Annotated in this window: 19 protein-coding genes; 8 read left to right on the top strand and 11 right to left on the bottom strand. The window is 73.2% G+C overall.

The features are described from left to right. The first annotated feature begins 20 nt into the window (after nt 1-20). Nucleotides 21-1,322: an oligosaccharide flippase family protein gene (locus GA0074692_RS15675; RefSeq protein WP_176738462.1), complete on the top strand. Its 1,302-nt coding sequence runs from the start codon at nt 21-23 to the stop codon at nt 1,320-1,322. A gap of 34 nt (nt 1,323-1,356) precedes the next feature. Then, on the top strand, nt 1,357-2,625 hold the full coding sequence (locus GA0074692_RS15670) for a glycosyltransferase (protein ID WP_091645301.1): 1,269 nt from the start codon (nt 1,357-1,359) through the stop codon (nt 2,623-2,625). Nucleotides 2,626-2,636: 11 nt separating this feature from the next. Here GA0074692_RS15670 and GA0074692_RS15665 read toward each other — a convergent pair whose 3' ends face one another. Further along, nucleotides 2,637-4,025 carry a hypothetical protein gene (locus GA0074692_RS15665; RefSeq protein WP_091645298.1) on the bottom strand — a complete coding sequence of 463 codons (1,389 nt, stop codon included), beginning with the start codon at nt 4,023-4,025 and terminating at the stop codon, nt 2,637-2,639. Nucleotides 4,026-4,236: 211 nt separating this feature from the next. Here GA0074692_RS15665 and GA0074692_RS15660 point away from each other — a divergent pair, with 211 nt between their 5' ends. Continuing rightward, entirely contained in the window at nt 4,237-5,277 is a 1,041-nt protein-coding gene (locus tag GA0074692_RS15660; RefSeq protein ID WP_091645295.1) for a polysaccharide biosynthesis protein, read from the top strand. Next, on the top strand, nt 5,271-6,476 hold the full coding sequence (locus GA0074692_RS15655; RefSeq protein WP_245730324.1) for a polysaccharide biosynthesis C-terminal domain-containing protein: 1,206 nt from the start codon (nt 5,271-5,273) through the stop codon (nt 6,474-6,476). The genes GA0074692_RS15660 and GA0074692_RS15655 overlap by 7 nt, the downstream gene beginning before the upstream one ends. Before the next feature lie 195 nt (nt 6,477-6,671). On the opposite strand, the gene GA0074692_RS15650 is transcribed toward GA0074692_RS15655, so the two are convergent. Beyond that, nucleotides 6,672-7,259, bottom strand: coding sequence for a sugar transferase (locus tag GA0074692_RS15650; protein ID WP_091645293.1), 588 nt, complete (start codon nt 7,257-7,259; stop codon nt 6,672-6,674). Continuing rightward, nucleotides 7,256-8,410: a DegT/DnrJ/EryC1/StrS family aminotransferase gene (locus tag GA0074692_RS15645; RefSeq protein WP_091645290.1), complete on the bottom strand. Its 1,155-nt coding sequence runs from the start codon at nt 8,408-8,410 to the stop codon at nt 7,256-7,258. Before GA0074692_RS15645 ends, GA0074692_RS15650 begins: the two co-directional genes overlap by 4 nt. Nucleotides 8,411-8,529: 119 nt before the next feature. Here GA0074692_RS15645 and GA0074692_RS15640 point away from each other — a divergent pair, with 119 nt between their 5' ends. From GA0074692_RS15640 to GA0074692_RS15630, 3 genes are read left to right on the top strand one after another with little or no spacing between them, the layout of a single operon-like run. Further along, complete coding sequence (locus GA0074692_RS15640; protein ID WP_091645287.1) at nt 8,530-9,774, top strand: glycosyltransferase family 4 protein; 1,245 nt, start codon at nt 8,530-8,532, stop codon at nt 9,772-9,774. Between the two features lie 53 nt (nt 9,775-9,827). Further along, complete coding sequence (locus tag GA0074692_RS15635) at nt 9,828-10,433, top strand: GNAT family N-acetyltransferase (RefSeq protein WP_176738461.1); 606 nt, start codon at nt 9,828-9,830, stop codon at nt 10,431-10,433. Between the two features lie 57 nt (nt 10,434-10,490). After that, nucleotides 10,491-11,465 (top strand): DUF389 domain-containing protein, encoded by a 975-nt coding sequence (locus GA0074692_RS15630; RefSeq protein ID WP_091645282.1) that lies wholly within the window; start codon nt 10,491-10,493, stop codon nt 11,463-11,465. Here GA0074692_RS15630 and GA0074692_RS15625 read toward each other — a convergent pair. Together GA0074692_RS15625 and GA0074692_RS15620 are read right to left on the bottom strand one after the other, a co-directional pair. After that, nucleotides 11,428-11,862, bottom strand: coding sequence for a hypothetical protein (locus GA0074692_RS15625; RefSeq protein ID WP_091645279.1), 435 nt, complete (start codon nt 11,860-11,862; stop codon nt 11,428-11,430). The two genes, GA0074692_RS15630 and GA0074692_RS15625, sit on opposite strands and share 38 nt — an antisense overlap. Nucleotides 11,863-12,105: 243 nt before the next feature. Beyond that, the gene (locus tag GA0074692_RS15620; protein ID WP_091645276.1) at nt 12,106-14,631 is read right to left on the bottom strand and encodes a Tex family protein; all 2,526 of its coding nucleotides are present in this window, start codon (nt 14,629-14,631) and stop codon (nt 12,106-12,108) included. Nucleotides 14,632-14,747: 116 nt separating this feature from the next. Between GA0074692_RS15620 and GA0074692_RS15615 the strand changes: the two genes are divergently transcribed. Next, a complete protein-coding gene (locus GA0074692_RS15615; protein ID WP_091653534.1) occupies nt 14,748-16,259 on the top strand; it encodes a deoxyguanosinetriphosphate triphosphohydrolase family protein in 1,512 nt (503 codons plus the stop codon). A 210-nt stretch (nt 16,260-16,469) separates the two neighbouring features. On the opposite strand, the gene GA0074692_RS15610 is transcribed toward GA0074692_RS15615, so the two are convergent. The 6 genes from GA0074692_RS15610 to GA0074692_RS15585 form a co-directional block, all read right to left on the bottom strand. Then, nucleotides 16,470-17,096, bottom strand: coding sequence for a DUF305 domain-containing protein (locus GA0074692_RS15610; protein ID WP_091645274.1), 627 nt, complete (start codon nt 17,094-17,096; stop codon nt 16,470-16,472). 92 nt (nt 17,097-17,188) lie between these two features. Next, nucleotides 17,189-17,620: a hypothetical protein gene (locus GA0074692_RS15605; RefSeq protein WP_141725294.1), complete on the bottom strand. Its 432-nt coding sequence runs from the start codon at nt 17,618-17,620 to the stop codon at nt 17,189-17,191. Nucleotides 17,621-17,678: 58 nt separating this feature from the next. Next, nucleotides 17,679-19,808 (bottom strand): copper-translocating P-type ATPase, encoded by a 2,130-nt coding sequence (locus tag GA0074692_RS15600; protein ID WP_091653532.1) that lies wholly within the window; start codon nt 19,806-19,808, stop codon nt 17,679-17,681. Nucleotides 19,809-20,231: 423 nt separating this feature from the next. After that, the gene (locus GA0074692_RS15595; RefSeq protein ID WP_091645268.1) at nt 20,232-20,735 is read right to left on the bottom strand and encodes a HupE/UreJ family protein; all 504 of its coding nucleotides are present in this window, start codon (nt 20,733-20,735) and stop codon (nt 20,232-20,234) included. A gap of 111 nt (nt 20,736-20,846) precedes the next feature. Beyond that, entirely contained in the window at nt 20,847-21,977 is a 1,131-nt protein-coding gene (locus GA0074692_RS15590; RefSeq protein ID WP_091645266.1) for an MBL fold metallo-hydrolase, read from the bottom strand. Between the two features lie 47 nt (nt 21,978-22,024). Continuing rightward, on the bottom strand, nt 22,025-23,026 hold the full coding sequence (locus GA0074692_RS15585) for a serine hydrolase (RefSeq protein ID WP_245730323.1): 1,002 nt from the start codon (nt 23,024-23,026) through the stop codon (nt 22,025-22,027). Between the last annotated feature and the right edge of the window lie 96 nt (nt 23,027-23,122).

Here is a 23,122-nt window from a genome sequence, read left to right as displayed (position 1 = left end):
GGGTACAGACGGCCGGGCTGATGATGACGGCGCAGGCGGTGAACCTCGCCGGCATCCTGCTGGTCACCCGCCTCTACACCCCGGCGACCTTCGGTCGCTACGCGGCGGTGGCAGCGGTGGCGGCGGTGGCCGGTGGAGTCGGCGCACTGCGACTCGACGTGGCCGCCACCACGGCCGCCGAGCGGGACGCCCCGCTGCTCCTCCGGATCGCCGCCCGGCTCAACGGCGTTGTCGGGCTCGTCGTGGCGCTCCTCGCGGTGGCCTGGGCGGCGGTCGTCGGCGACCTCGACCGTCCCGCCCTCGTCGAGGCGGTCGCGCTCGGAGCGCTGACCGCGACCCTGGGCCTGGCCGGCACGATGGTCTACGCCCGGGTCCGGGACCGCCGGTACCGGCTGGTCGCGGTGGCGAAGCTGGCCACCGCCCTGGTGCAGGCCGTCGGGACGGTGGCCTTCGGGCTGCTCGGTGGCCGCTCGGCGACCGCGTTGCTGGCCGCCATGGCACTTGGCTACGGGACCGGCGCGCTGCTGCTGTTCCGGCCGCGCCGGCCGGTGCCCCACGTCGGCGTACGGGACGTGCTGCGGCGGCACCGGCCCTTCGTGACCGCCTCCGCCCCGGCGATCCTGATCAACGGCCTGACCCTGAACGTGCCGCTGTTCTTCGCCGCCGCCGTGAGCAGTGTCGCCGCGGCGGACCTGGCCCTGGCCCTGCGGGTCGGCGCGCTGCCGTCCGCGCTGCTCGGCCAGGCCCTGATGCCCATCCTGTTCGGCGAGATCGCCCACCAGCTACGGTCCGCGCCCCGCCGCGCCCGCGCCAGCTACGACCGCGCGCTGGTCGGACTCTCGGTGGCCGGTGCGGTGCTGCTGACGGTGCTCGCGATCGGCACGCACCTCGCCGCACCGCGCGTGCTCGGCGCGGAGTGGGCCGGCGCGGCGACGGTGCTGCTGCTCCTGCTGCCGTTCCTGGTCGGGCAGTTCGCCGTCGTCCCGCTCAGCCAGACGCTGGCCGGCACCGGCGGCAACCGGCAACAACTGCTCTGGGACGTCGGGCGGCTGCTGACGACAGGACTGGTCTTCCTGCCGGCCCTGGTCGGCTGGCTCAGTTGGCCGGCGTCCCTGCTGTCGTTCTCCCTCGCGATGGTCGGCTGGTACGGCGTCCACGTCCTGGTGACCCGCACGGCCCTGACCCGGGCGGCCCTGACCTGTGCGGCCTCGACCCGGGCGGCCCCGACCCGGGCCGGCGGCACGGACCGGCCGGTGGACGGGGAGCGCGCCCCGATCGGGGCCGTCCGGCGGGGCGCCACCGATTCGCCGGAGCCGGCCTGACCGCCGCCACCCGAGGAACCCACACGGAGGAACAATGAGCGTCGACGTAGACATGATCACCACCGAGCACTGGCGGCTGCGGGCGCCGACGACGGCATCGGCGGGCCGGACGGTGTGCGTGCCCACCGTCCACCCGGTCGGCGACCGGCGGGTGCTCCGCTGCGCCCAGGCGGTCCTGGACGCCGGCTTCGACGTGCACCTGATCTGGCTCGGGGGTGAGCCGGGCGAGTCCCGCCCCCACCCCCGGGTACGGGAGACCCGGCTGCCCGAACCGACCTCGGCCCGGCAGCGGCTGCGGCTGGTGCCGGCCGTCGTCGCGGTCGCCGAACGGACCCCCGCCGACCTGTGGCACATCCACGACTACTACCTGCTGCGGCACGCCCGGCGCTGGTCCCGCCGTACCGGCCGGCCAGTGCTGTACGACGTCCACGAGTACTACCCCGAGTACTACTCGCAGCGGTTCGCCGCGCCGACGTTGGTGCAGGACGCCGGCCGACGGCTGGTGGCCGGGGTGGAGCGGCACTACGCCGCGCGGCTCGGCGGGGTCAACGCGGTCAGCGGCCAGTTGGCCGAGCGGTTCCGGGCGCTCGGGGTGCCGGCCGTGGCCACCCCGAACTACCCGTCGGCCGAGGCGTTCGCGCACCCGCCCCGGCCGCTCACCCCCGACCTGCTGCGCCGGGTCGTGCACATCGGCAGCCTGACCACCGACTACGGCGCCGACGTCCTCGTCCGGACGGCCGCCGAGCTGTCCCGGATCGCCCCGGAGGTGGAGGTCGTGGCCGTCTCCCGCTTTCCGTCGGAGGTGGCCCGGCAGCGGTTCGCCGAGGCCGTGGCGCGGGCCGGTCACCCGGCGAACCTGCGGATGCTCGACCCGGTGCCCGCGCACGAGGTCGCCGGCCTGCTGGCCACCTGCGGGATCGGCCTCTCCCTGATGCAGGACGTGGGGGAGGCCCGGCTCTCGGTCAACTCCAAGTTCTACGAGTACACGATCATGGGGCTGGCGGTGGTCACCTCGGACCTGCCGGCCGCCCGGCACTTCGTCGAGGACTTCGCGGTGGGGCGCTGCGTGCCACCGGCCAGCCCCGAATGCTTCGCCCGGGCGATCACCGACCTCGTCGCCGACGCCGAGGAAACCTGTGCCGCGGTGAACCGGGCCGCCGCGCGGGCCCGGGACGAGCTGTCCTGGGAACGGACCTGCGCGCCCCGACTGCGGGCGCTCGTCCGGCACCTGGTGGGCGTGGGTGCCGGGGTACCCGGCCAGGTCGTCTTCGGTCCCGCCCCGGTCGGTGTCGACCGGTCGTAGCGGCCGGCGGCTCAGAGCCGTGGCGCGGCGCCGGGGGTCGGGCTGACCGCGTACACCAGGTTGCCTCCCGTGTTGCTTCCGACAGCGTCCGCGCCGGCCGCGACGTAGCAGTCGTGCAGGCTGTTGCCCGGAGCCTCGAGGATCCAACCGAAGCGGACCCGGAAGGCGACGCCCCCGATCTCGTTGCCCCGGCAGGGGGCCACCGAACCGTCAGCGGTGGTGCCCTGCATCCCGTTGCTGAGCGAGACGCCGTACCCGGGGCTGGAGACCGTGCCGGTGACGAACCTGTTGTGGCTGCCCCCGACCACCGCCAGGGCGGGAGCCCGGGAATCGGTGACTCTGACCGTGAAGTCGGAGACCAGGTTGTCGTCGTTGGGACCGTCCCAGCCCTCCTCGGCCGTCGTGGACCGGTCGTCGAGGTAGATGGCCGTCCAGGTCGCCCCGGTCACGCAGACGCCACGGACCCGGTTGCGTCGGCAGCCCTGGTACAACCACAGCGCGCTGCCCTTGACCGTCTCCGGGGTGCCGCAGCCGTGTAGGTGCAGGTCCACCAGCGTGCAGTCGCTGGCACCCCGGCTCAGCGCGAAACCGTTCTCGGCGTTGCGGACGGTCACGTTCTCCACCCGTCCCCACCGGACCTGACGCCAGGCGACCGCGAAGAGGGAACGGACCGCACCGCCCCAGACCTTGTTTCCGTCGACGGCGAGGCCGTCGATGGTGGGCCGTACGCAGCCGACCGAGACGGCCACCCCGGTGGCGCCGGTCAGGGCGGGGGTGTCGAGGGTGACCGTCGTGCCGGTCACCTCGAGGACGAGGGCGTACAACCGGCGGGCCACCCCGATGAACGCCGTGGTGGTGTGCGGGGCGGGGGTCGTTCCGTACGCGCCGCGGGTGACGCCGGTCAGGGTGGCGCCGGCCAGCCCGGTGTAGGTGAGGAGTTCGCTGTCCACCTGGAGGGTGCCGGCCACCGGGAAACCGGTGGCGGAGGCCAGCGTGATGCCGCTGGCCTGCGTCGCGGTGACCGGCCCGACCAGGCGGGTGAACTGGGTGTCCAGGATGCCCCCGACGGCCTGTACGGCGACCACCGCGTCCACCCGGATGCCGGTACCGGAGGCGACGGTGAGCTGTCGGTCGCCGGCCGCGATCGAGCCCCTGGTGGTGACGACCCGGGCGGCGAGCACCTCGGGCAACTGTCCGTCGGGGCTACGCATCGTCACCCCGGGCATGACGAACCCCACCCCGCCGTCCTGGATGACGCCCTTCACCTGGTAGGTGCCCGGCGGTGCGGTGACCTGGCCGCCCCCGGCGTTCCGGGCCGCGTCGTTGGCGGCCTGGAAGGCGTCCCGGTTCACCGTCCAGGGCGCATCGGGTCGGGCACCGAAGTCGGCGGCGTCGAACACCGGTCCTCCCTCGACGGAAGTGGCTGTCCCTGGCCGCTGTCGACCACGGTCGGTGCGGGTCAGGCTACCGATCGAGTCTCTTTCCGGAGTCGCCCATCCGTCGCACCGATCCCCCTGGCCCCAATTTGACCCGTTATGCGTTTCTTTGCGCTCTCGATGGTCGTTGATCCGGGTGCGATGCCATGTGTAAAAGACGAAACGGGGGCTCTGCGTGACCGTGTTGCCTGCCGGATGCCGGGTGTTGATCACCGGTGGTACCGGCTCCTTCGGACAGACGATGGTGCGACGACTGCTCGACCACGACGTCGCCGAGATCCGGGTGTTCAGCCGGGACGAGGCCAAACAGGACGCCATGCGCCGGGTGCTGGCCGACGAGCGGATCAGCTACCACGTCGGCGACGTCCGGGACCTCGACTCGGTCCGGGCCGCCACCCGGGACATCGACCACGTCTTCCACGCGGCGGCGCTCAAACAGGTGCCGTCCTGTGAGTTCTTCCCCATGGAGGCGGTCCGTACCAACGTCCAGGGCAGCGCCAACGTGATCGAGGCGGCGGAACGCCACGGTGTCGGGTCGGTGGTGCTGCTCAGCACGGACAAGGCGGTCCACCCGGTGAACGCCATGGGGATCAGCAAGGCGCTGATGGAGAAGGTCGCCCAGGCGTACGCCCGGAACAACCCGCGTAGCCGGACCACCGTCTCCTGCGTCCGGTACGGCAACGTCATGTACTCCAGGGGCTCGGTGATCCCGCTCTTCGTGGAGCAGATTCGGGCCGGACGCGCGCCGACGGTCACCAACCCGGCGATGACCCGGTTCCTGATGTCGCTGGACGACTCCGTCGAGCTGGTCGAGCACGCGTTCGCCCATGCCCGCCCGGGTGACGTCTTCGTCCGCAAGGCGGTGGCCTGCACCATCGGCGACCTCGCCGAGGCCGTCTGCCAGCTCTTCGACGTGCCCGCCAAGGTCGAGATGATCGGCGTACGGCACGGCGAGAAGCAGCACGAGACCCTCGCCAGTCGGGAGGAACTCGCCCGGGCCGACGACTTCGGCGACTTCTTCCGGGTGCCGCTGGACGCCCGCGACCTGAACTACGCGCTCTACGTCACCGAGGGCGACCTCGGCGGCTGCCCGGCCGCCGACTTCACCTCGTCGAACGCGCCCCGGCTGGACGTACCGGAGATCGTGGAGCTGCTCCGGACGCTTCCGGAGATCCGCGCGGAGCTGGCTCTGCGCGACCCGGTGCTGGCATGTTGAAGGTCGCGGTCACCGGGGCGGGCGGCTTCCTCGGCTGGCACGTCCGGGTGCTCGCCCGGGTGCTCGGCTGGCCGGAACCGGTCGTGCTCACCCGTGCCGACCTGACCGACCCGGCGACCGTGGCCAGCCGGATCGCGGGCGTGGACCGGCTGCTGCACCTGGCCGGGGTCAACCGGGGTGACCTGACCGAGGTGGCCGCCGGCAACGTCCGGCTGGCCGCCGCCCTGGCCCGGGGCCTGGAACGCTGCCCGGAGCCGCCCGCTGTCGTGGTCTACGCCAACTCGGTGCAGGCCGGCAACGGCACCCCGTACGGCGACGCGAAGGCGGTCGCCGCGGCCACCCTCGCCGCCGTCCGCCCGGATCTGGTCGACCTGCGACTGCCCAACCTGTACGGCGAACACGGCCTGCCGCACTACAACTCGGTGGTGGCCACCTTCTGCCGGCTGCTCGCCGACGGCGACCGGCCCGAGGTGCGGGAGGACCGCGAGTTGACCCTGGTACACGTCACCGACGCGGCGGCCCGGCTGCTGGACGCGCCGGTCGGCCACCCCTGGGACGCCACCATGCCCGGATTGCGCATCGGGGTGCGGGAGCTGGCCGCGCTGCTCACCGGGTTCGCGGCCACCTACCGCACCGGCGAGATCCCGGACCTACCGGACCGGCACACGGTGCGCCTGTTCAACACCTACCGGTCGCACTGCTTCCCGGCGCACTACCCGGTGCCGCTGCCCGTCCGCGCGGACGCCCGGGGTGACCTGGTGGAGGCGGTGAAGGCGTACGGCGGCGGGGGACAGACCTTCTGCTCCACCACCCGTCCCGGCGCCGTCCGGGGGGAGCACTTCCACCTGGCCAAGCTGGAACGGTTCTGCGTGCTCCGGGGTACGGCGGAGATCCGGCTGCGCCGGGTCTGCGACGACGCGGTGGTCCGGTTCCCGGTCAGCGGCACCGAACCGGTGGTGGTGGACATGCCGACGATGTGGGCGCACCACATTGTCAACACCGGTCCGGACGACCTGCTCACCCTCTTCTGGACCAACGAGGTCTTCGACCCGACCCGCCCCGACACCTGGCCCGAGCCGGTCGTCCAGACCGCCCCCGACCCGGCCGCCGCCCCCGACCCGGCCCCCGAGCCAGCCCCCGCCCCGGCCGCCCCCGACCCGGCCCCCGCCCCCGACCCGGCCCCCGCCCTGGCCGGCTGACGGCGGGTCGGCCGCCCGGGCCGGTCGACGTCCCGAAGCCCCGCCGAGCGACACGCTCGGCGGGGCTTCCGGGTGTCCCCTGCGAGGAGGGTGATCAACTCCAGTTGCGGCATGTCGGGGCCTCCAGTCGATCCGAGACCCCGACATGCCGCAACTCGTGTGGATCACCGGGTGGTGGGCGGCCGGCGGGTGGCTTCAGCGGCCGAGGACGGCCTGCACCGTACGGGCAAGGATCAGCAGGTCCCCGAGGAAGCTGCGGGTCTCCACGTACCGCACGTACAGTTCCACCTTTCGCGGCAGCACCACCGCGACGTAGTAATCCTCCGGCCGGTCCGTGCGGGCCAGTTCCGCCGACTCGTTCCGATAGGCGATCGACGCCGGGTCGGTGATGCCCGGCCGGACCGACAGGATGCGCCAGCGGGCCAGCGACGGCCAGCAGTCGACGTAGCGCCGGACCTCGGGACGGGGACCGACCAGGCTCATCCGGCCGAGCAGCACGTCGTAGAGCTGCGGCAACTCGTCGAGTTTGCTGGCCCGCAGGAGCCGGCCGACCCGGGTGATCCGGTCGTCGCCGTCAGAGGTGACCGCTGGCCCCGGCGCGGCGCGCATGCTGCGGAACTTGTGGATGTGGAAGGGGCGGCCACGGCGGCCGGTGCGTTCCTGCCGGAACAGCACCGGCCCACCGTCCTCCCAGCGGATCGCCAGGGCGATCACGAGCAGCAGCGGGGCGCAGAGCAGCAGCCCCACCGCCGCGACGACGATGTCGAAACCTCTTTTGATCATTGGAGAACCTTGGTGACGGTACGGATGACGAGATCCACCTGGTCGTCGTCCATCGCCGAGAAGAGGGGCAGGCTCACCACCCGCGTGAACTCCCGGCTGGCGACGGGGAACATGTCGTCGGCCAGCGCGAGCCGCCGACGCCAGTAGGTGTGCAGGTGCAGCGGAATGAAGTGGACGCTGCACCCGATGCCGAGCCGGGACGTCTCCGCGATGAACCGGTCCCGGTCGACCGGGGCGTCTCGGCGTAACCGGACCACGAAGAGGTGCCAGGCGTGCACGTCCTGATCCGGGGCGGGCAGGGGCAGGTCCAGCGGCAGGCCGGCGAAGGCCGTCCGGTAGCGGCCGGCGATCTCCTCGCGTCGCCGCCGCATCGACTCGGCGCGGTCGAGCTGCACCAGTCCCATCGCCGCCGCCGGGTCGGTCAGGTTGTTCTTGAAACCGGCCTCGACGACGTCGTACCGCCAGGCGGGGCGGTCACTGCGGTAGCGGTCGAAGCCGTCCCGGTCGAAACCGTGCAGCCGCATCACCCGGACCCGACGGGCGAGGTCGGGATCCCTGGTGACCAGCATTCCGCCTTCGCCGGTGGTGATGGTCTTGGTGGCGTAGAAGCTGAAGACGGTGGCGGCGGTCGGGCCGGCACCGACCGGCACGCCCTCGCTCGCCGCCGGGAACGCGTGGGCGGCGTCCTCCACCACGGCGACGCCGTGCCGACGGGCGAACTCGTGCAGCCGGGTGCGGTTCACCGGCTGGCCGGCGAAGTGCACCGGCAGGATGGCGACCGTGCGCCCGGTGACCTTGCGGGCGGCGTCGTCGAGGTCGATGGTGAGGGTGGCCGGATCGACGTCCACCAGCACCGGGACGGCGCCGACGTGCACGACCACCTCGGCGGTGGCGGTGAAGGTCCAGGTCGGTACGAGGACCTCCGTGCCCGGGCCGACTCCGAGCGCCTCCAACGCCAGGTGCAGCCCGGCGGTCGCCGAGCTCAGCGCGACGGCGGTGAGCCCCGGCCCGCAGTACGCGGCGAACCGCTCCTCGAACTCGCGCACCAGCGGGCCGCTGGAGAGCCAGCCGGACCGGATCGCCGACGTGACCGCCGCGATCTCCGCGTCCCCGACGTCCGGGAGCGCGAAGGGGAGAGTGCGGTCGTACATGCCGGTCCTCCTACTTATGCGTTTTACGTACGAATTGATGCGGTTGAGGATAGACTGCCGCCGTGTGACAGTTGGGGCTTTTCAGGTTTATTGCCCGTTTTGAGGAAGTGGAGTGTGGTGTGCGGTTCGGCCTGCTCAGCCAGTGGTTCGATCCGGAGCCCGGCCCGGCCGCGCTGCCCGGCGTCCTCGCCCGGGGGCTGGCTGCCCGGGGTCACGACGTACGGGTGCTGACCGGCTTTCCGAACTGGCCCACCGGCCGGCTCGCCCCCGGCTACCGGATCACCCGCCGCGCCGACGAGGTCGCCGACGGCGTCCACGTCCGACGGGTGGCCCTCTACCCCAGCCACGACGGCTCGGCCCTGCGCCGGCTGGCCACCTACGGCTCGTTCGCCGCCTCCGCGCTCGTCTCCGGCACTCCCGCGCTGCGCGGCCTCGACGCGCTCTGGGTGAGCAACTCGCCGATCACCGTCGCGGCGCCGATGTGGTTCCTCCGGTACGCCCACCGGACGCCGGTGGTGCTGCACGTGCTGGACCTCTGGCCGGACAGCGTCCGGGCCAGCGGCTTCCTCCACTCCGGACGCGGCGGACCCCGGCTCGCCGAACGGGCCATGCACACCTGGTGCGGGGCGATGTACCGGGCGGCCGCGCGGGTCGCCTACATCTCGCCCGGCGTCGGCGAGGTGCTGGCCCGGCGCGGCGTGCCCGAGGAGAAGCTCGTACACGTTCCGATGTGGGCGGACGAGACCCCCACGCCCCCGGCCCCCGACCTGCGCGCCGAACTCGGCATCACCGCCGACCGCGTCGTGCTGGTCTACGCCGGCACGCTCGGCGAGGCCCAGGGCCTCGACACCCTGGTCGACGCCTGCGCCCTGGTCGACGACCCCCGGCTGCTCTGCCTGGTCGCCGGCTCCGGCACAGCCGAACGGCGACTGCGGGACCGGGCCGCCACGACCCGGCTGACCAACCTCCGGTTCCTCGGTCAGCTGCCCCGGGAACGGATGCCCGCCCTGATGGCGGCGGGGGATATCCACTATGTCGGTCTGCGGGCGGGCGGCATGTCCGCGTACACCATGCCGAGCAAGGTGCAGGCCACCCTCGCTGCCGGCCGGGCCCTGCTGGTCGCCGCCGAGGGAGACGCCGCCACCGTCGCCCGGGACAGTGGCGCGGGGATCACCGCCCGCCCCGGTGACCCCGGGTCGGTCGCCGCCGCCATGCGGGAGGTCTGCCAGCTCGGCCGGGAGAAGCTGCACCTGCTGGGCGGGGCTGGCCGGGCGTACTACGAGCGGACCTTCTCCGTCGCCGCCGGGGTCGCCCGGATCGAGGCGGCGCTCCAGCAGGCCATGGCGACCGGGCGGCGGCGGTGACCGGCACTGGCGGCGCCGACGGTACTGGGCTTGCCGGGCTGACCAGAGCGGACGTGACCGAAGCGGCCGACCTGCACCTGCGCGCCTTTCCCCGGTTCTTCCTCGCGACTCTGGGCGCGCCGTTCCTCCGTCAGTTCTACGCGGGCTTCGTCGACGACCCGGACGCGGTCACCGTGGTGTCGCGCGACCCCGACGGTCGGCTGCTCGGAGTCGTGGTCGGCACCCTCGCGCCCGACCGGTTCTTCCGTCGACTGCTGCGCCGACGCGGCCTCCGGCTGGCCGTGGCCGCCGTCCGCCCCGCCCTGCGCGACCCGCGCGCCGTCGGCCGCCTGGTGCGCGGCGTGGCGTACCGGGGGGACGTGCCGGTCGCGGCGCGCGGGGCGCTGCTCAGCTCGATCTGCGTCGACCCGGCGGCGGTCGGTGGCGGCCGGGGACGGGAGCTGATCGACTTGTGGTGGCGGCGGGTGCGGGAGCGCGGGGAGCGGGACGCCTACCTGACCACCGACGCCGACGACAACGACCGGGTCAACGCCTTCTACCACCGGGCCGGGTGGACCCTGGTGGGCAGCTACGCCACCCGGGAGGGGCGACGGATGAACTGCTACGCGGTCTCGGCCGGCTCCACCGTCCCAGCGGGGAGGCATCGACGTGATCGCTGACGGGTAGCATGCTGCGGCCGGCGGCAGGCACGCCGCCCGACCGCAGGGAGCCCCTCCGTGCTGCACTTGAGGATCATCACGCCGGTCGACCGGTCCGAGACGGTGGCCGACCTGCTCGCCGCCGATCCGGGCGTGGCTCACCTGGCCGTTCTCCCCGGAGCCGCCCGCCAGCCGGTCGGCGACCTGATCCTCTGCGACGTGGTCCGGGAGAGCGCCGACCATGTGCTGCAACGCCTTCAGGAACTCGGCGTGGAGGCGCGCGGTGGGGTCAGCGCCGACGACGTCGAGCTGACCCTCTCCACGGCCGCCGAGCGGGCCGCCCGCGACGCCCCAGGCTACGCCGACGACGCCGTCGTCTGGGACGAGATCGCGGCCAAGACCGGCGAGCAGACCGAACTGTCCGGCACCTACCTGGTGCTGATCGTCGTCGCCACCATGCTCTCCGGCATCGCGGTGCTGCTGGACCAGCCCATCCTCATCATCGGCGCGATGGTGGTCGGCCCCGAGTTCGGGCCGCTCGCCGCGCTCTGCGTCGCCCTGCTGCGTCGCAAGCCCCGGATCGTCGTCCGGTCGGTGCAGGCCCTGGTGGTCGGCTTCCTCACCGCGATGGTGATCACCATCCTGAGTACCTGGGCGCTGACCGCCGCCGGTCTGGTCAACCGTGGAATGCTGCTCGCCGAGCGCCCGGTAACCGATTTCATCTGGCGTCCCGACGCGCTCTCCTGGGTGGTCGGTCTGCTCGCCGGGATCGCCGGGATGCTCTCGCTCACCTCGAAGAAGTCCGGCAGCCTGGTCGGCGTACTGATCTCGGTGACCACCGTGCCGGCCGCCGCGAACGCCGCCGTCGCGGTGGCGTACGGGGTGTGGCACGAGGCAGGTGGCTCGATGCTCCAGCTTCTGATCAACATGTGCGCGATCGTGGTCGCCGGGCTGCTCACCCTGGCCGCGCAGCAACTCTGGTGGTGGCACGTGGCCCGGCGTAACGGTGGACCGGTCAGGGCCAGTCCTTCCCCGCGTCGAGTCGCCGGGTGAGCAACTCCCGCAGCGGGACGGACTCGCCGTCCCGACCGCCCGCACCGACGACCAGCGGCGCGGGGTGCGGCTCCGGGGCCGCGCCGAACAGCCGGGACCGCAGGCCACCGGGGACGGTGAGCAGGTAGAAGCGTCCCTCGACGTCCACCGCCCGGGTCGCGGCACGGTCGACGTACCAGCCGGTCAGGCCGGTGCGGTACCGCCCGCCACCGGAGTAGGAGCCGGCCACCAGCGGAACGGGTGGTAGCCCGCGCCGGATCGCCTCGCCGACGAACCAGGCGACCAGTTCCGCGGCCTCGGCCCGCTCGGCCTCGCGACGCCGCTCGTCCGCGTCGGCGTGCGCCCGCACCGCCCGCTGCCGCTGCTCCCGCCAGTCCCGGCCGTCGCTCTCACCCACCCCCCGACGGTACGCCGCCGCGTCCTGGCAGCCTGCCCCGGCTGGACCGTCCACGCCCCGGTGACCCGCTCCGGCTGGACCGCCTCGCGCCGGTGGACTGCCCCGGCTGGACCGCCCACGCCACGGTCGCCCGCGCGCCGGCTGGCCGGCTCGCGCGCCGGTGGACTGCTCCGTTTCGCCGACATCGGGGTGTCCGGCGGCAGTGGATGCCCCGATGTCGGCGAAACGGAGTGGATCAATGGGTCAGAGCAGGCCAGCGCGGCGCAGGGCGTCGGCCATGGCGCCGGACGGGGGTGGGGTCGAGCCGCCCCGGCCCTGCCGCTGCGGGGCACCACCCCGGCCGCCGGAGCCACCCCGCGCACCGCCTTGGCCGCCGGAACCACCCCGGCCGCCGGATCCGCCCCGCGTGTCCCCCTGACCGGTAGCGCCGCCCCGGCCGCCGGAGCCACCCTGGCCGCTCTGGCCGGCAGCGCCGTCCCGGGCGCCGCTCCGACCGCCCCGGTCGCCGCGTCCGCCCTGGTCGCCCCGGGGGCCGCGGTCCCGCCGGCCGCCGTCGCCCTGGCCCCGGTCGCCGCCGGTGGACGTCTCGTCCTCCAGCCGCAGGGTCAGCGAGATCCGCTTGCGCGGCACGTCCACGTCGAGCACCTTGACCCGGACGACGTCCCCGGACTTCACCACGTCCCGGGGGTCCTTGACGAAGGTCCGGGACATCGCCGAGACGTGCACGAGGCCGTCCTGGTGCACGCCGACGTCCACGAACGCGCCGAAGGCGGCCACGTTGGTGACCACGCCCTCCAGCACCATTCCGGGGGTCAGGTCGCTGATCTTCTCCACGCCCTCGACGAAGGTGGCCGTCTTGAACTCCGGTCGCGGGTCGCGTCCCGGCTTCTCCAGCTCGGCCAGGATGTCGGTGACCGTGGGCAGGCCGAACGTGTCGTCGACGAACTCGGTCGCCTTCAGCCCGCGCAGGATCGCGCTCTTCCCGATCAGCGACCGCAGGTCCTGCCCGGTCGAGGCGAGGATGCGCCGCACCACCGGGTACGCCTCCGGGTGCACGCTGGAGGAGTCCAGCGGGTCGTCGCCGCCGGGGATGCGCAGGAAGCCGGCGCACTGCTCGAACGCCTTCGGCCCGAGCCGGGCCACCTTCTTCAGGTCGGCCCGGGTGCGGAACGGCCCGTTGGCGTCCCGGTGCAGGACGATGTTCTCGGCCAGCCCGGCGCCGATGCCGGAGACCCGGGTCAGCAGCGGGGCGGAGGCGGTGTTGACGTCCACGCCGACGCCGTTGACGCAGTCCTCGACCACCGCGTCCAGCGAGCGGGAGAGCTTTACTTCCGACAGGTCGTGCTGGTACTGACCGACACCGATCGAGCGCGGATCGATCTTGACCAGTTCGGCGAGTGGGTCCTGGAGCCGGCGGGCGATGGAGACCGCCCCGCGCAGCGACACGTCCAGGCCGGGCAGCTCCTGCGAGGCGTACGCGGACGCGGAGTAGACCGACGCGCCGGCCTCGGAGACCACCACCTTGGTCAGCTTCAGCTCCGGGTGCCGCTTGATCAGGTCGCCGGCGAGCTTGTCGGTCTCCCGGCTGGCCGTGCCGTTGCCGATGGCGACCAGCTCGACGCCGTGCGCGGCGGCCAACTTGGCCAGCGTGTCGATCGAGGCGTCCCACTGCCGGCGCGGCTCGTGCGGGTAGATCGTGTCGGTGGCGACCACCTTGCCGGTCGCGTCCACCACGGCCACCTTGACGCCGGTCCGCAGCCCCGGGTCCAGGCCCATCGTCGGGCGGGTGCCGGCCGGGGCGGCGAGCAGCAGGTCGCGCAGGTTGGTGGCGAAGACCCGGACCGCCTCGTCCTCGGCCGCCTGCCACAGCCGCATCCGCAGGTCCGCGCCGAGGTGGATGAGGATCCGGGTACGCCAGGCCCAGCGCACCGTGTCGGCCAGCCAGCGGTCCGCCGGGCGGCCGGAATCGCTGACGCCGAACCGGCCGGCGATCGCTGCCTCGTACCGGGTCGGGCCGGTGACCGGCGCGTCGGCGTCGCCGTCGGGCTCCGGGTCCATGGTCAGGTCGAGCACGCCCTCCTTCTCGCCCCGGAGCATCGCCAGGATCCGGTGCGAGGGCAGCTTCGGGTACGGCTCGGCGAAGTCGAAGTAGTCGGCGAACTTCGCGCCGGTCGTCTCCTGCCCCTCGCGTACCCGGGCGACCAGCCGGCCCCGCGACCACATCTGCTCGCGCAGCGTGCCGATCAGGTCGGCGTCCTCGGCGAACCGCTCGATGAGGATGGCCCGCGCGCCCTCCAGCGCGGCGGCCGGGTCGGCGACCCCCTTGTCGGCGTCGACGTAGCCGGCGGCCACGGTCTTCGGGTCCTGCGTCGGGTCGACCAGCAGGGTGTCCGCGAGCGGTTCCAGGCCCGCCTCCCGGGCGATCTGCGCCCGGGTCCGCCGCTTCGGCTTGTACGGCAGGTAGATGTCCTCCAGGCGGGCCTTCGAGTCGGCAGCCATGATCTGCGCCTCGAGGGCCTCGTCGAGCTTGCCCTGGCTCCGGATCGACTCCAGGATGGCGGCGCGCCGCTCGTCCAGCTCCCGCAGGTAGCGCAGCCGCTCCTCGAGGGTGCGCAGCTGCGCGTCGTCGAGCAGGCCGGTGGCCTCCTTGCGGTAGCGGGCGATGAACGGCACGGTGGCGCCGCCGTCGAGCAGCTCCACGGCTGCGCGTACCTGACGTTCGGTGACGCCGAGTTCCTCGGCGATCCGCTGGTGAACGGACTGGGTCACGATCTGATCCGCCTTCTCGGGTGGGGTACGCCCTGCATTGTGCCGTCCCGCCCCGACACGACCGTCGTCCGGTACGCGGGCGCGCCGTACCGGATGGCTGCGCTAGCGTGGCGATCATGGAACAACCCGCGGACCCCCGGGCCCGGCGGCTCTTCGGCGGCAGCGCCCGAGCCCTGGGTGACCTCGCGGCGAGTCCGTTCCGTGCCGACCGGGACCGGATCGTGGGCTCGCCGTTCTTCACCCGTCTCGGCGGGGTGACCCAGGTGGTCAGTCCCGGCGGCTCCGGGCTGCTGGTGCACAACCGGCTCACGCACAGTTTGAAGGTCGCCCAGGTGGCCCGGGCCATCGCCGAGCGGCTCACCGCCGACGACCTGAACCGGGACCTGCTGACCGCCCTCGGCGGCTGCGACCCGGACGTGGTGGAGGCCGCCGCGCTCGCCCACGACCTCGGGCATCCGCCCTTCGGGCACCTGGGGGAGCGGGTCCTGGACCGGCTGGCCCGCCAGCGTCTCGGGCTGCCCGACGGCTTCGAGGGCAACGCGCAGTCGTACCGGATCGTCACCTCGACCGAGATCGGCGGCGCGGCCACCGTCGGTCTCGACCTGACCGCGGCGGTCCGGGCCGCGATGCTGAAGTACCCGTGGACCCGACTGGACCACCCCGACCCGCACCCCCGGCACCTGGACCCGCCGCCCCGGGGTGCCGCCGCCCCGCCGGACGACCCGGCCAGCGGCTCGGCGAAGTTCGGCGCCTACCGCACCGAACTGGAGGACCTGCGGCAGGCCCGGGAGCCGTTCGCGGGGCGGATCGCGGACTGGCAGCAGACGCCCGAGGCGTCGGTGATGGACACCGCCGACGACGTCGCCTACGCCATCCACGACGTGGAGGACTTCCACCGGGTCGGCGTGCTCCAACAGGGCGCGGTGGCCGCCGAGCTGATCGCCTGGCAGCGGGAGCAGGGGCACTACCGGTCGGTCACCGATGCGGCGCTGGCCAGCACCGCCCGCCGCCCCGGCGCGGCGATCGAGCGGCTCCGCCGGCAACTGCACCGCAAGGACGGCTGGATCGCCGACGACGAGGCGTTCGCCGCCGCCGTCGAGCACGTCCGCCGGGAACTGGTCGAGGGGCTGCTCGCCCTGCCCTTCGACGGCTCGATCGAGGCGGAGCAGTACGTGGCCCGCTTCTCGGCCCGCTGGACCACCCGTTTCGTCGACGCCATCCGGGTGGTCGAGAAGCCGTCGGTGCGCTCCGGGCACGTGCAGCTCGCCGCACCACAGTGGCACGAGGTGCAGGTGCTCAAGTTCGTCCACCACCGGTTCGTGCTGGCCCGCCCGGACCTCGCCCTGCACCAGCGCGGCCAGGCCCGGCTGCTCGGCTCGCTGGTCGAGGCGCTCTGGGAATGGCTGCTCGACCCGGAGGAGGAGTCCCGGCTGCCCCGCCGGCTGCACGACCTGGTGGAGCTGGCCGAGGCGGAACTGCACCCGCGCACCCTGGACCGGTCGGCGCGGGCCCGGGGGCGGGCCATCGTCGACTTCGTCGCGCTGCTCACCGACTCGCAGGCGGTGGCGATGTTGGACGCGCTCTCCGGCCGCTCCGGCGCACTCTGGACCGACGCCTTCGTGCTCTGAGCGCCGCTCGGGTACCTGCGCCGGGTGCTGGAGGAGTCGCTGACGGGTACCTAGGGCGCGCCGTCCGGGCCGCCCTGCTCTCGCCGCCCTGCTCTCGCCGGCCGGCGACGCCGGGGAGCGGCCGGGCGGTGGCCTTCCGTCGGCTCTCGGCAGGTAGCCCCGTCCGCTGGGTGCCCGGCCGCCGCAGGACGCCCGGGCACCCGGGTGGGGTCAGAGGCGGGTCAGGATCTTGTTCATGGTGTCGATCTCGGCTTGCTGGTCATCGATGATGCGTTGGGCGAGGTTCTTGGCGTCGGTGTTGCTGCCTTGGACGAGTTCGTTCTTGGCCATGGTGATGGCGCCCTGGTGGTGGGCGATCATCATGGTGAGGAACTGCTTGTCGAAGTCCCGTCCGTTGGCGGCGGCGAGTGTGGTCATGTCCGCGTCGGTCATCATGCCGGGCATCCCGTGATGCATGTCCGGCGTCGAGGTGCTGGCGGTGGGGAGTGGTTTGCCCCAGGCGGTCAGCCATCGGGTCATGGTGTCGATTTCGGGTGCCTGTGCCGCCTTGATCTTCGCGGCGAGTTGCTTGACGTCAGGGTCGTCTGCGCGGGTGGCGGCGAGGTCGGCCATCTGCACGGCCTGCTGATGGTGCGGAATCATCATCTGGGCGAACATGACGTCCGCGGCGTTGCCGGTGTCGGGGCTGGCACCGGCGCTACTGGGGGCAGGAGTGCTGGTCATGCCGTGTCCAGCGCCGGTGGTGTGGTCGTTGGCGGAGCCGCAGGCGGTGATGGTGAGCGCGGCGGTGAGGCCGACGCAGGCCCGGGCGGCGCGGCGAAGGTAGGTGCGAGTCATCGCAGGTGGTGCCTTTCGGTATCGCGGTAGCTGCAGGACTGGGAGTTGGGCACGCGGGAGGACGGCGGGTGGCCGTTGCCGCGCGGCTGCTCCTATCTGCGCTGTACGGATACCGAGGCGAGGTGAAGCCCGAACGGCCGGGCAGGTGGTCCACGGGACCCGGCGATGCCGCTCGCCGGCGGCAGACCGGGGAGGGTGAGGGTGACGCCGGCGGTGAGGAGGAGCCCGAGCAAGACGGCGAGCGTGAGCGCGCCGACGACGGCCAGGCAGACCGCCCATCCGGGCAGGTGCCCGTCGTGGCCTGCCGGGGCGTTCAGCAACTGAACGCAGCCGTTCCCTACACAGTCGTCGTGATGCAGGTCCGCCGGGGCAGGCATCGCCACGTGGGCGGTGTGCCCGGCGTCCGCCGTGAGGGGCATGACGGGATCGTGGCCGAGGCTGTGCATCGCAGCCAGGCCGAACACGGTGCAGGCGAGCAGCACGAGCTGGACCAGAGGCCCGGTTCGTGCTGCTCGCGCTGTCATGGCCTTCACGTTAGTGTGCCGCCGGTTGCTGGCTTCGCCTGAACTCGACACCGGGTGCTCACTCGGCCGTCGGGCGCAGTCGCACCCGGCGCAGGAGTTGGGCGTTGAGCGCGACGACGATGGTGGAGGCGGACATCAGCACCGCCGCGATGGCGGGGCTGAGAGTGATACCGGTCCAGGCGAGCACGCCTGCGGCCAGCGGCAGGGCGACCACGTTGTAGCCGGCGGCCCAGGCCAGGTTCTGGATCATCTTGCGGTAGGAGGCCCGGGACAGCCGGATGACCCCGGTGACCCCGCGCGGATCGGAGGAGGCCAGAACCACCCCCGCTGACTCGATCGCGACATCGGTGCCGGCGCCGATGGCGATGCCGACGTCGGCACGGGCCAGCGCGGGGGCGTCGTTGACGCCGTCGCCGACCATCGCCACCCGTAGACCCCGCTTCTGCAGTCCGGCGACGGCGTCGTCCTTGTCGGCGGGGAGCACTTCGGCGAACACCTCGTCCTCACCGGGGCGGAACCCCAGGTCGGCGGCGACCGCCTCGGCGACCGGCCGGGCGTCACCGGTGATCATCACGATCTTGCGGATGCCCTGCTCGCGTAGCTCCCTGATGGCCTGCCGGGCCTCGGGACGCACTTGGTCCTCCAGCGCCAGAGCACCGACGACAGCCGCCCCGTCGTCGTCGAGGCGCAACAGGTGAAGCACCGCCGCTCCGCGCCGCGACCAGTCGTCCTGGCGATGCCGCAGGTCGTCGGGGACGGTCGCGCGCAGTTCGCGCAGCAGGGCGGGTCCGCCGACGGCGTAGGTGGTGCCATCGACGTCGGCGCGTACGCCGCGTCCGGTCAGTGACTGGAAGCCGGTGGCCCGGCGGGTGGTGCCCCTCTCGGCGGCCGCGGCGACGATGGCGCGGGCCAGGGGGTGCTCGCTGTCCGCCTCCACGGCCGCGGCGGTGGCCAGGAGCTCCTGGTCGCTGGTGTCGCCGGTGGCGGCCACCCCGGTGACGACGTGTTCGCCGCGGGTCAGGGTGCCGGTCTTGTCGAACAGCACCGCGTCGACCGTGCGCATCCGCTCCAGCGCGAGTCGGTCCTTGACGAGGATTCCGCCCTTGGCCGCCACTGCGGTGGACAGGGCGATCACCAGCGGGATGGCCAGACCGAGGGCGTGCGGGCAGGCGACCACCAGCACCGTGATGGTGCGGACGACGGCCTGGTCGGGGTTGCCGAGCAGCATCCAGGCCAGCACGGTCACCACGGCGGTCGCGGTGGCGATGTAGAACAGCCACGCGGCGAACCGGTCAGCGAGCACCTGCGCCCGACCGCTGGACTGCTGCGCCTGCGCCACCAGGCGCTGAATGCCGGCCAGGGCGGTGTCCTCGCCGACTGCGTCGACGCGTACCCGGATCGCCGCGTCGGTGGCCACCGTGCCGGCAACCACCCGGTTGCCGGTAGTCCGGGCGACCGGCCGGGACTCCCCGGTGATCATCGACTCGTCCATCTCGGCGCCGCCGTCGACGATCGTGCCGTCGGCCGGCACCCGTCCGCCCGGGCGGACCAGGACCACGTCCCCGACTTCCAGCTCTACCACGGACACCTGCTGCGGTCGGCCCTGCGTGTCGAGGCGTTCGGCGTCGTCGGGCAATAGCGCGGCCAGGGCCGACAGCGCGCCCCGGGCTTGGCCGATCGCCTTCATCTCCTGCCAGTGCCCGAGCAGCATGATCGTGACCAGGGCCGCCAGTTCCCACCAGAAGTCCAGGTCGAACGCGCCCAGCGCGGTGGCCAGCGACGCCACGTACGCGACGGTGATCGCCATCGCGATCAGCAGCATCATCCCCGGCGCCCGGTCCCGGATCTCCCGCACCGCGCCCTGCAGGAACGGCCACCCACCCCAGGCGAACACCACCGTGCCCAGTACCGGCGCGACCCAGCCGACGCCAGGAAAGTCCAACTGGTAGCCGAACCAGTCCATCACCATGTGGCTGGTCACCACGACCGGCACCGTCAGGGCCAGACTCAGCCAGAACCTGCGGCGGAACATCTCCGGATCGTGCCCGGCGTGCTTGTCATGCCCACCGTGCCCACCGTGACCGGAGCGGTGGTGAACCGGGTGGCGGTCGCCGTGGCGCTCCTGCTGCCCGTCGGTGTCCGTGTGACTGTCTGCCGGCGTCGGCGTGGCCTGGTGTTCGTGCGACATCGTCATCGCCTCCCTCAGGGCAACGAACATACCCCCAGGGGGTATCATTTGCCAGGCGTGTTGATGTCTCGCGGATCACTCCCCACTCGGTGGGGGTGACCGTGCCCGGCTCAGACGGCTTGCGGCTACCCTCCCCGGCCGGCCCCATGCGCCGCCGACACCCCCGGACCGCCGGCACGCCTGATGCCCGGCTGCTGGTGCGGTGAGCTACGTGACCGGAAGCCCGGCGAGGGCGGCGGTGAGGCCGAGGGCCGCGCTGACGCCGAGTACCCGTAGTGCGGGCCACTTGAGTTTGAGGATCAGCACGGCGGCGATGGCGGCGATGGCCAGTGGAACAGGCCGCGCGGTCGCGGGGTCGGGTATCTCCAGGTGCAGTCGAGGGGGCGCGTGCCGAGACTCGCTCTGGGCCCGACAGCCCTTCCGTCAGCGGGAGCGTTGGTGGCGTTGGTGTGACAGGTCGGTGCGGTGGTGTCCGCCGGGGTAACTGTCCGGGTCGGTGTGGACGGTGGCGCTGGCCTGGAGCGGTCGCAGCGCATCGGGACCGGCGGTGACCGCCAGAACTGCTGCGGCCGCACCGGCCGCCACCAGTACGCCGTGCGACAGCCGAACGTCCTTGAGTCGGGGCAGGTAGTGGCGCAGCACGTCGCCGATCATGAACATGAACGCGACCGCGATGAGCTGGCCGATCTCGACGCCCAGGTTGAAGGCCAGCACCCGGGGGATCAGCCCGTCCGAGGGCAGGCCGACGTCCTGCAGGCGCGTGGACAGGCCCAGGCCGAGCATGTGCTCGGTGCCCAGCCACACGAACCCGCCGACCATCTCGCTCGACCCGCCGACACCGTGAGCCCAGGCCGTACCCGGCACGGCCAACACTGTGACCGCCAACACGGCAACAACGGCCGTAACTCGTCGCACCGCAAACAGCATCCGCGCCGCCCTCGTCCTTGTCTTCAAGCAGGCCGGACCCTGCCCTACGCCGTCAGATAGTCGGCGGGAGAGTTCGTCGAGTTCCCAGGGGCGGGACGACGGCGCCGGCGCTCAGGCGATGTGGTCCCACCAGGCGTCCACCGGCGGCGGGGCGTCCACCACCACCCGCTCGCCGGGGCGGGGCACGGCGAGCCGGACGCCCCGGGCCTTCGCCTCCCGCCAGAGCCGGTTCACCGGCTCGGCCCAGTCGTGCAGGGCCAGGTTGAAGGTGCACCAGTGCACCGGCAGCAGCAGGCCACCCCGGACGTCGAGGTGGGCGGCGACCGCCTCCTCCGGGAACATGTGGATGTTCGGCCAGGCCCGGTCGTACGCGCCGATCTGCGTCAACGTCACGTCGAACGGCCCATACGTCTCGCCGATCTCGGCGTAGCCGGGGAAGTAGCCGGAGTCGCCGGTGTAGAAGACCCGGCGGTGTGCCCCGGCCACCACCCACGAGGCCCAGAGCGTGCCGTCGCGGCGCAGGCCCCGGCCGGAGAAGTGCTGGGCGGCGGTGGCGGTGATGGTCAGCCCGGCCACCCGGTGGCTCTCCGTCCAGTCCAGCTCGATGATCCGCTCCGCCGGTACGCCCCACCGGTCCAGGTGTGCGCCGATGCCCAGCGGCACCAGGAACGGCGCGGACTGGGTGTCCCGCAGGCCGCGTACCGTCGCCATGTCGAGGTGGTCGTAGTGGTCGTGGGAGATCAGGATCGCGTCGACCGGGGGCAGTTCGTCGAGGCGTACCGGCGGGGCGTGCAGGCGGCGCGGGCCGATCGACCCCGACGGGGAGCAGCGTTCGCTCCACACCGGGTCGATCAGCACGCGCCCGCCCTCGATCTCGACCAGCGCGGACGCGTGGCCGTACCACACCACGGCGAGGTCCCGGCCGTCGCCGGTACCGGCGCCGGTGTCCGGGCGCAGCACCGGCACCGGTCGGGTCGGCCGGCGGCGGTGCTTGCCGAAGAGCAGTTCCCAGACCAGGTTCCGGCCCGGGTCGGCGATGGTGGTGCGGACGTCGGCCGGGTTGTGGAACGCGCCGTCGTGGAACTGTGGCGAGCGCCGGACCCGCTCGGCGCGGGCCCCGGTCAGCCGGCCGCCCAGCGCGGCCGGCACGTCCCGGGCGGCCCAGGCCAGCCCGGCCAGCGCGGCCAGCCCCAACGCCCCGGCCACCAGTCCACCCCGACCCCGCCGCGCGCGTTCCGCCATGCCTGCCCCCTCCGCCCGGATACCGGGTGCCACGGTAGCTCGACGGGTCAGCCGCCGTTGCTCGGGCGCTGCCGGGTGACCCGGTGGGCGGTGCCGGTGCCGGTCAGGCCGTCGACCGCGTCGAGGAAACTCCGGCCCATCAGCGCCCGGGCGGTCACCGCCGGGTGGGTCGCGCCGAAGTTGCCCGCGTCGGCCTGCCCGTTGGCGAAGAGGGCGTAGGTCAGCACCGGCGCGCCGTCCGGATCGAAGATCACGCCGGCCTCGCAGCGGGCGTCGGCGTACCAGCCGCCCTTGCTGGCGATCCGGCCGCGCTCGTCGGAGGACATGGTGCGCCGGACGCCGTCGGTGTGCGCGATGGGGGAGCGGAGCTGCCGCAGCAGGAACGCCGTGGAGGCGGACGAGAGCAGGGTGCCGGCGACCAGCGCCCGGAGCAGGTCGTGGGTCTCCCGGGGCGTGCTGGTGCCGAGGTAGAACCGGTTGGGGTTGGCCACCGGCTGGACCTGGGTGTTGGGGAAGCCCTTGGCGACCAGGATCGCGTTCAGCTCGGCCGCCGGGCAGACCAGGCCGCACAGCCGTACGGCGGTGTCGTCGGAGACGGTGAGCAGGGCGGCGAGGGCGTGGCCGAGCGTCACCGAGCTGGGGTACGCCCCGTCGAGGCTGAAGATCCCGTCCCCGCCCGGGACGACGATCGCGGCGGTGACGTCGACCCGCTGGCTCAGGCTGAGCAGTCCCCGGTCGACCTTGTCGAGCACCGCCACGGCGACGGCGACCTTGTTCACGCTGTACGCCTCGAGTCGGACGTTCGGCTCGTCGGCGACGGCCACCACCGGCGGCCCGGCCGGGTCGGCCACGCTGACGTACGCCTGCCAGCTCCCGCCCGCCGCGGCGGTCCGCTGCTGGTACGCCGCCGCGACCTGGCTCGCGGCCTCCGCGGGGGTGCCTGCGGTCTTCTCCACGGCGCGCTCCTCGGCCGATGCCGGCGTCCCGTTGCCGAGCACCACGCCGGCGGTGGCGGCGGTGCCCAGTCCGAGCGCGGTCCTTCGGTTCACCCTGACAGTCAAGCGTGTCTCCTCGTCCCGTGTGACCGGAGTGTTCCTCCGGTCACCCTAGGCGATGGGACGGTTCCGGTGGGTGCCCAGCCGGCC

The sequence above is a fragment of the Micromonospora pallida genome (assembly GCF_900090325.1).
Classification (GTDB): domain Bacteria; phylum Actinomycetota; class Actinomycetes; order Mycobacteriales; family Micromonosporaceae; genus Micromonospora; species Micromonospora pallida.
This window is presented reverse-complemented; position numbering and strand designations above follow the sequence as displayed.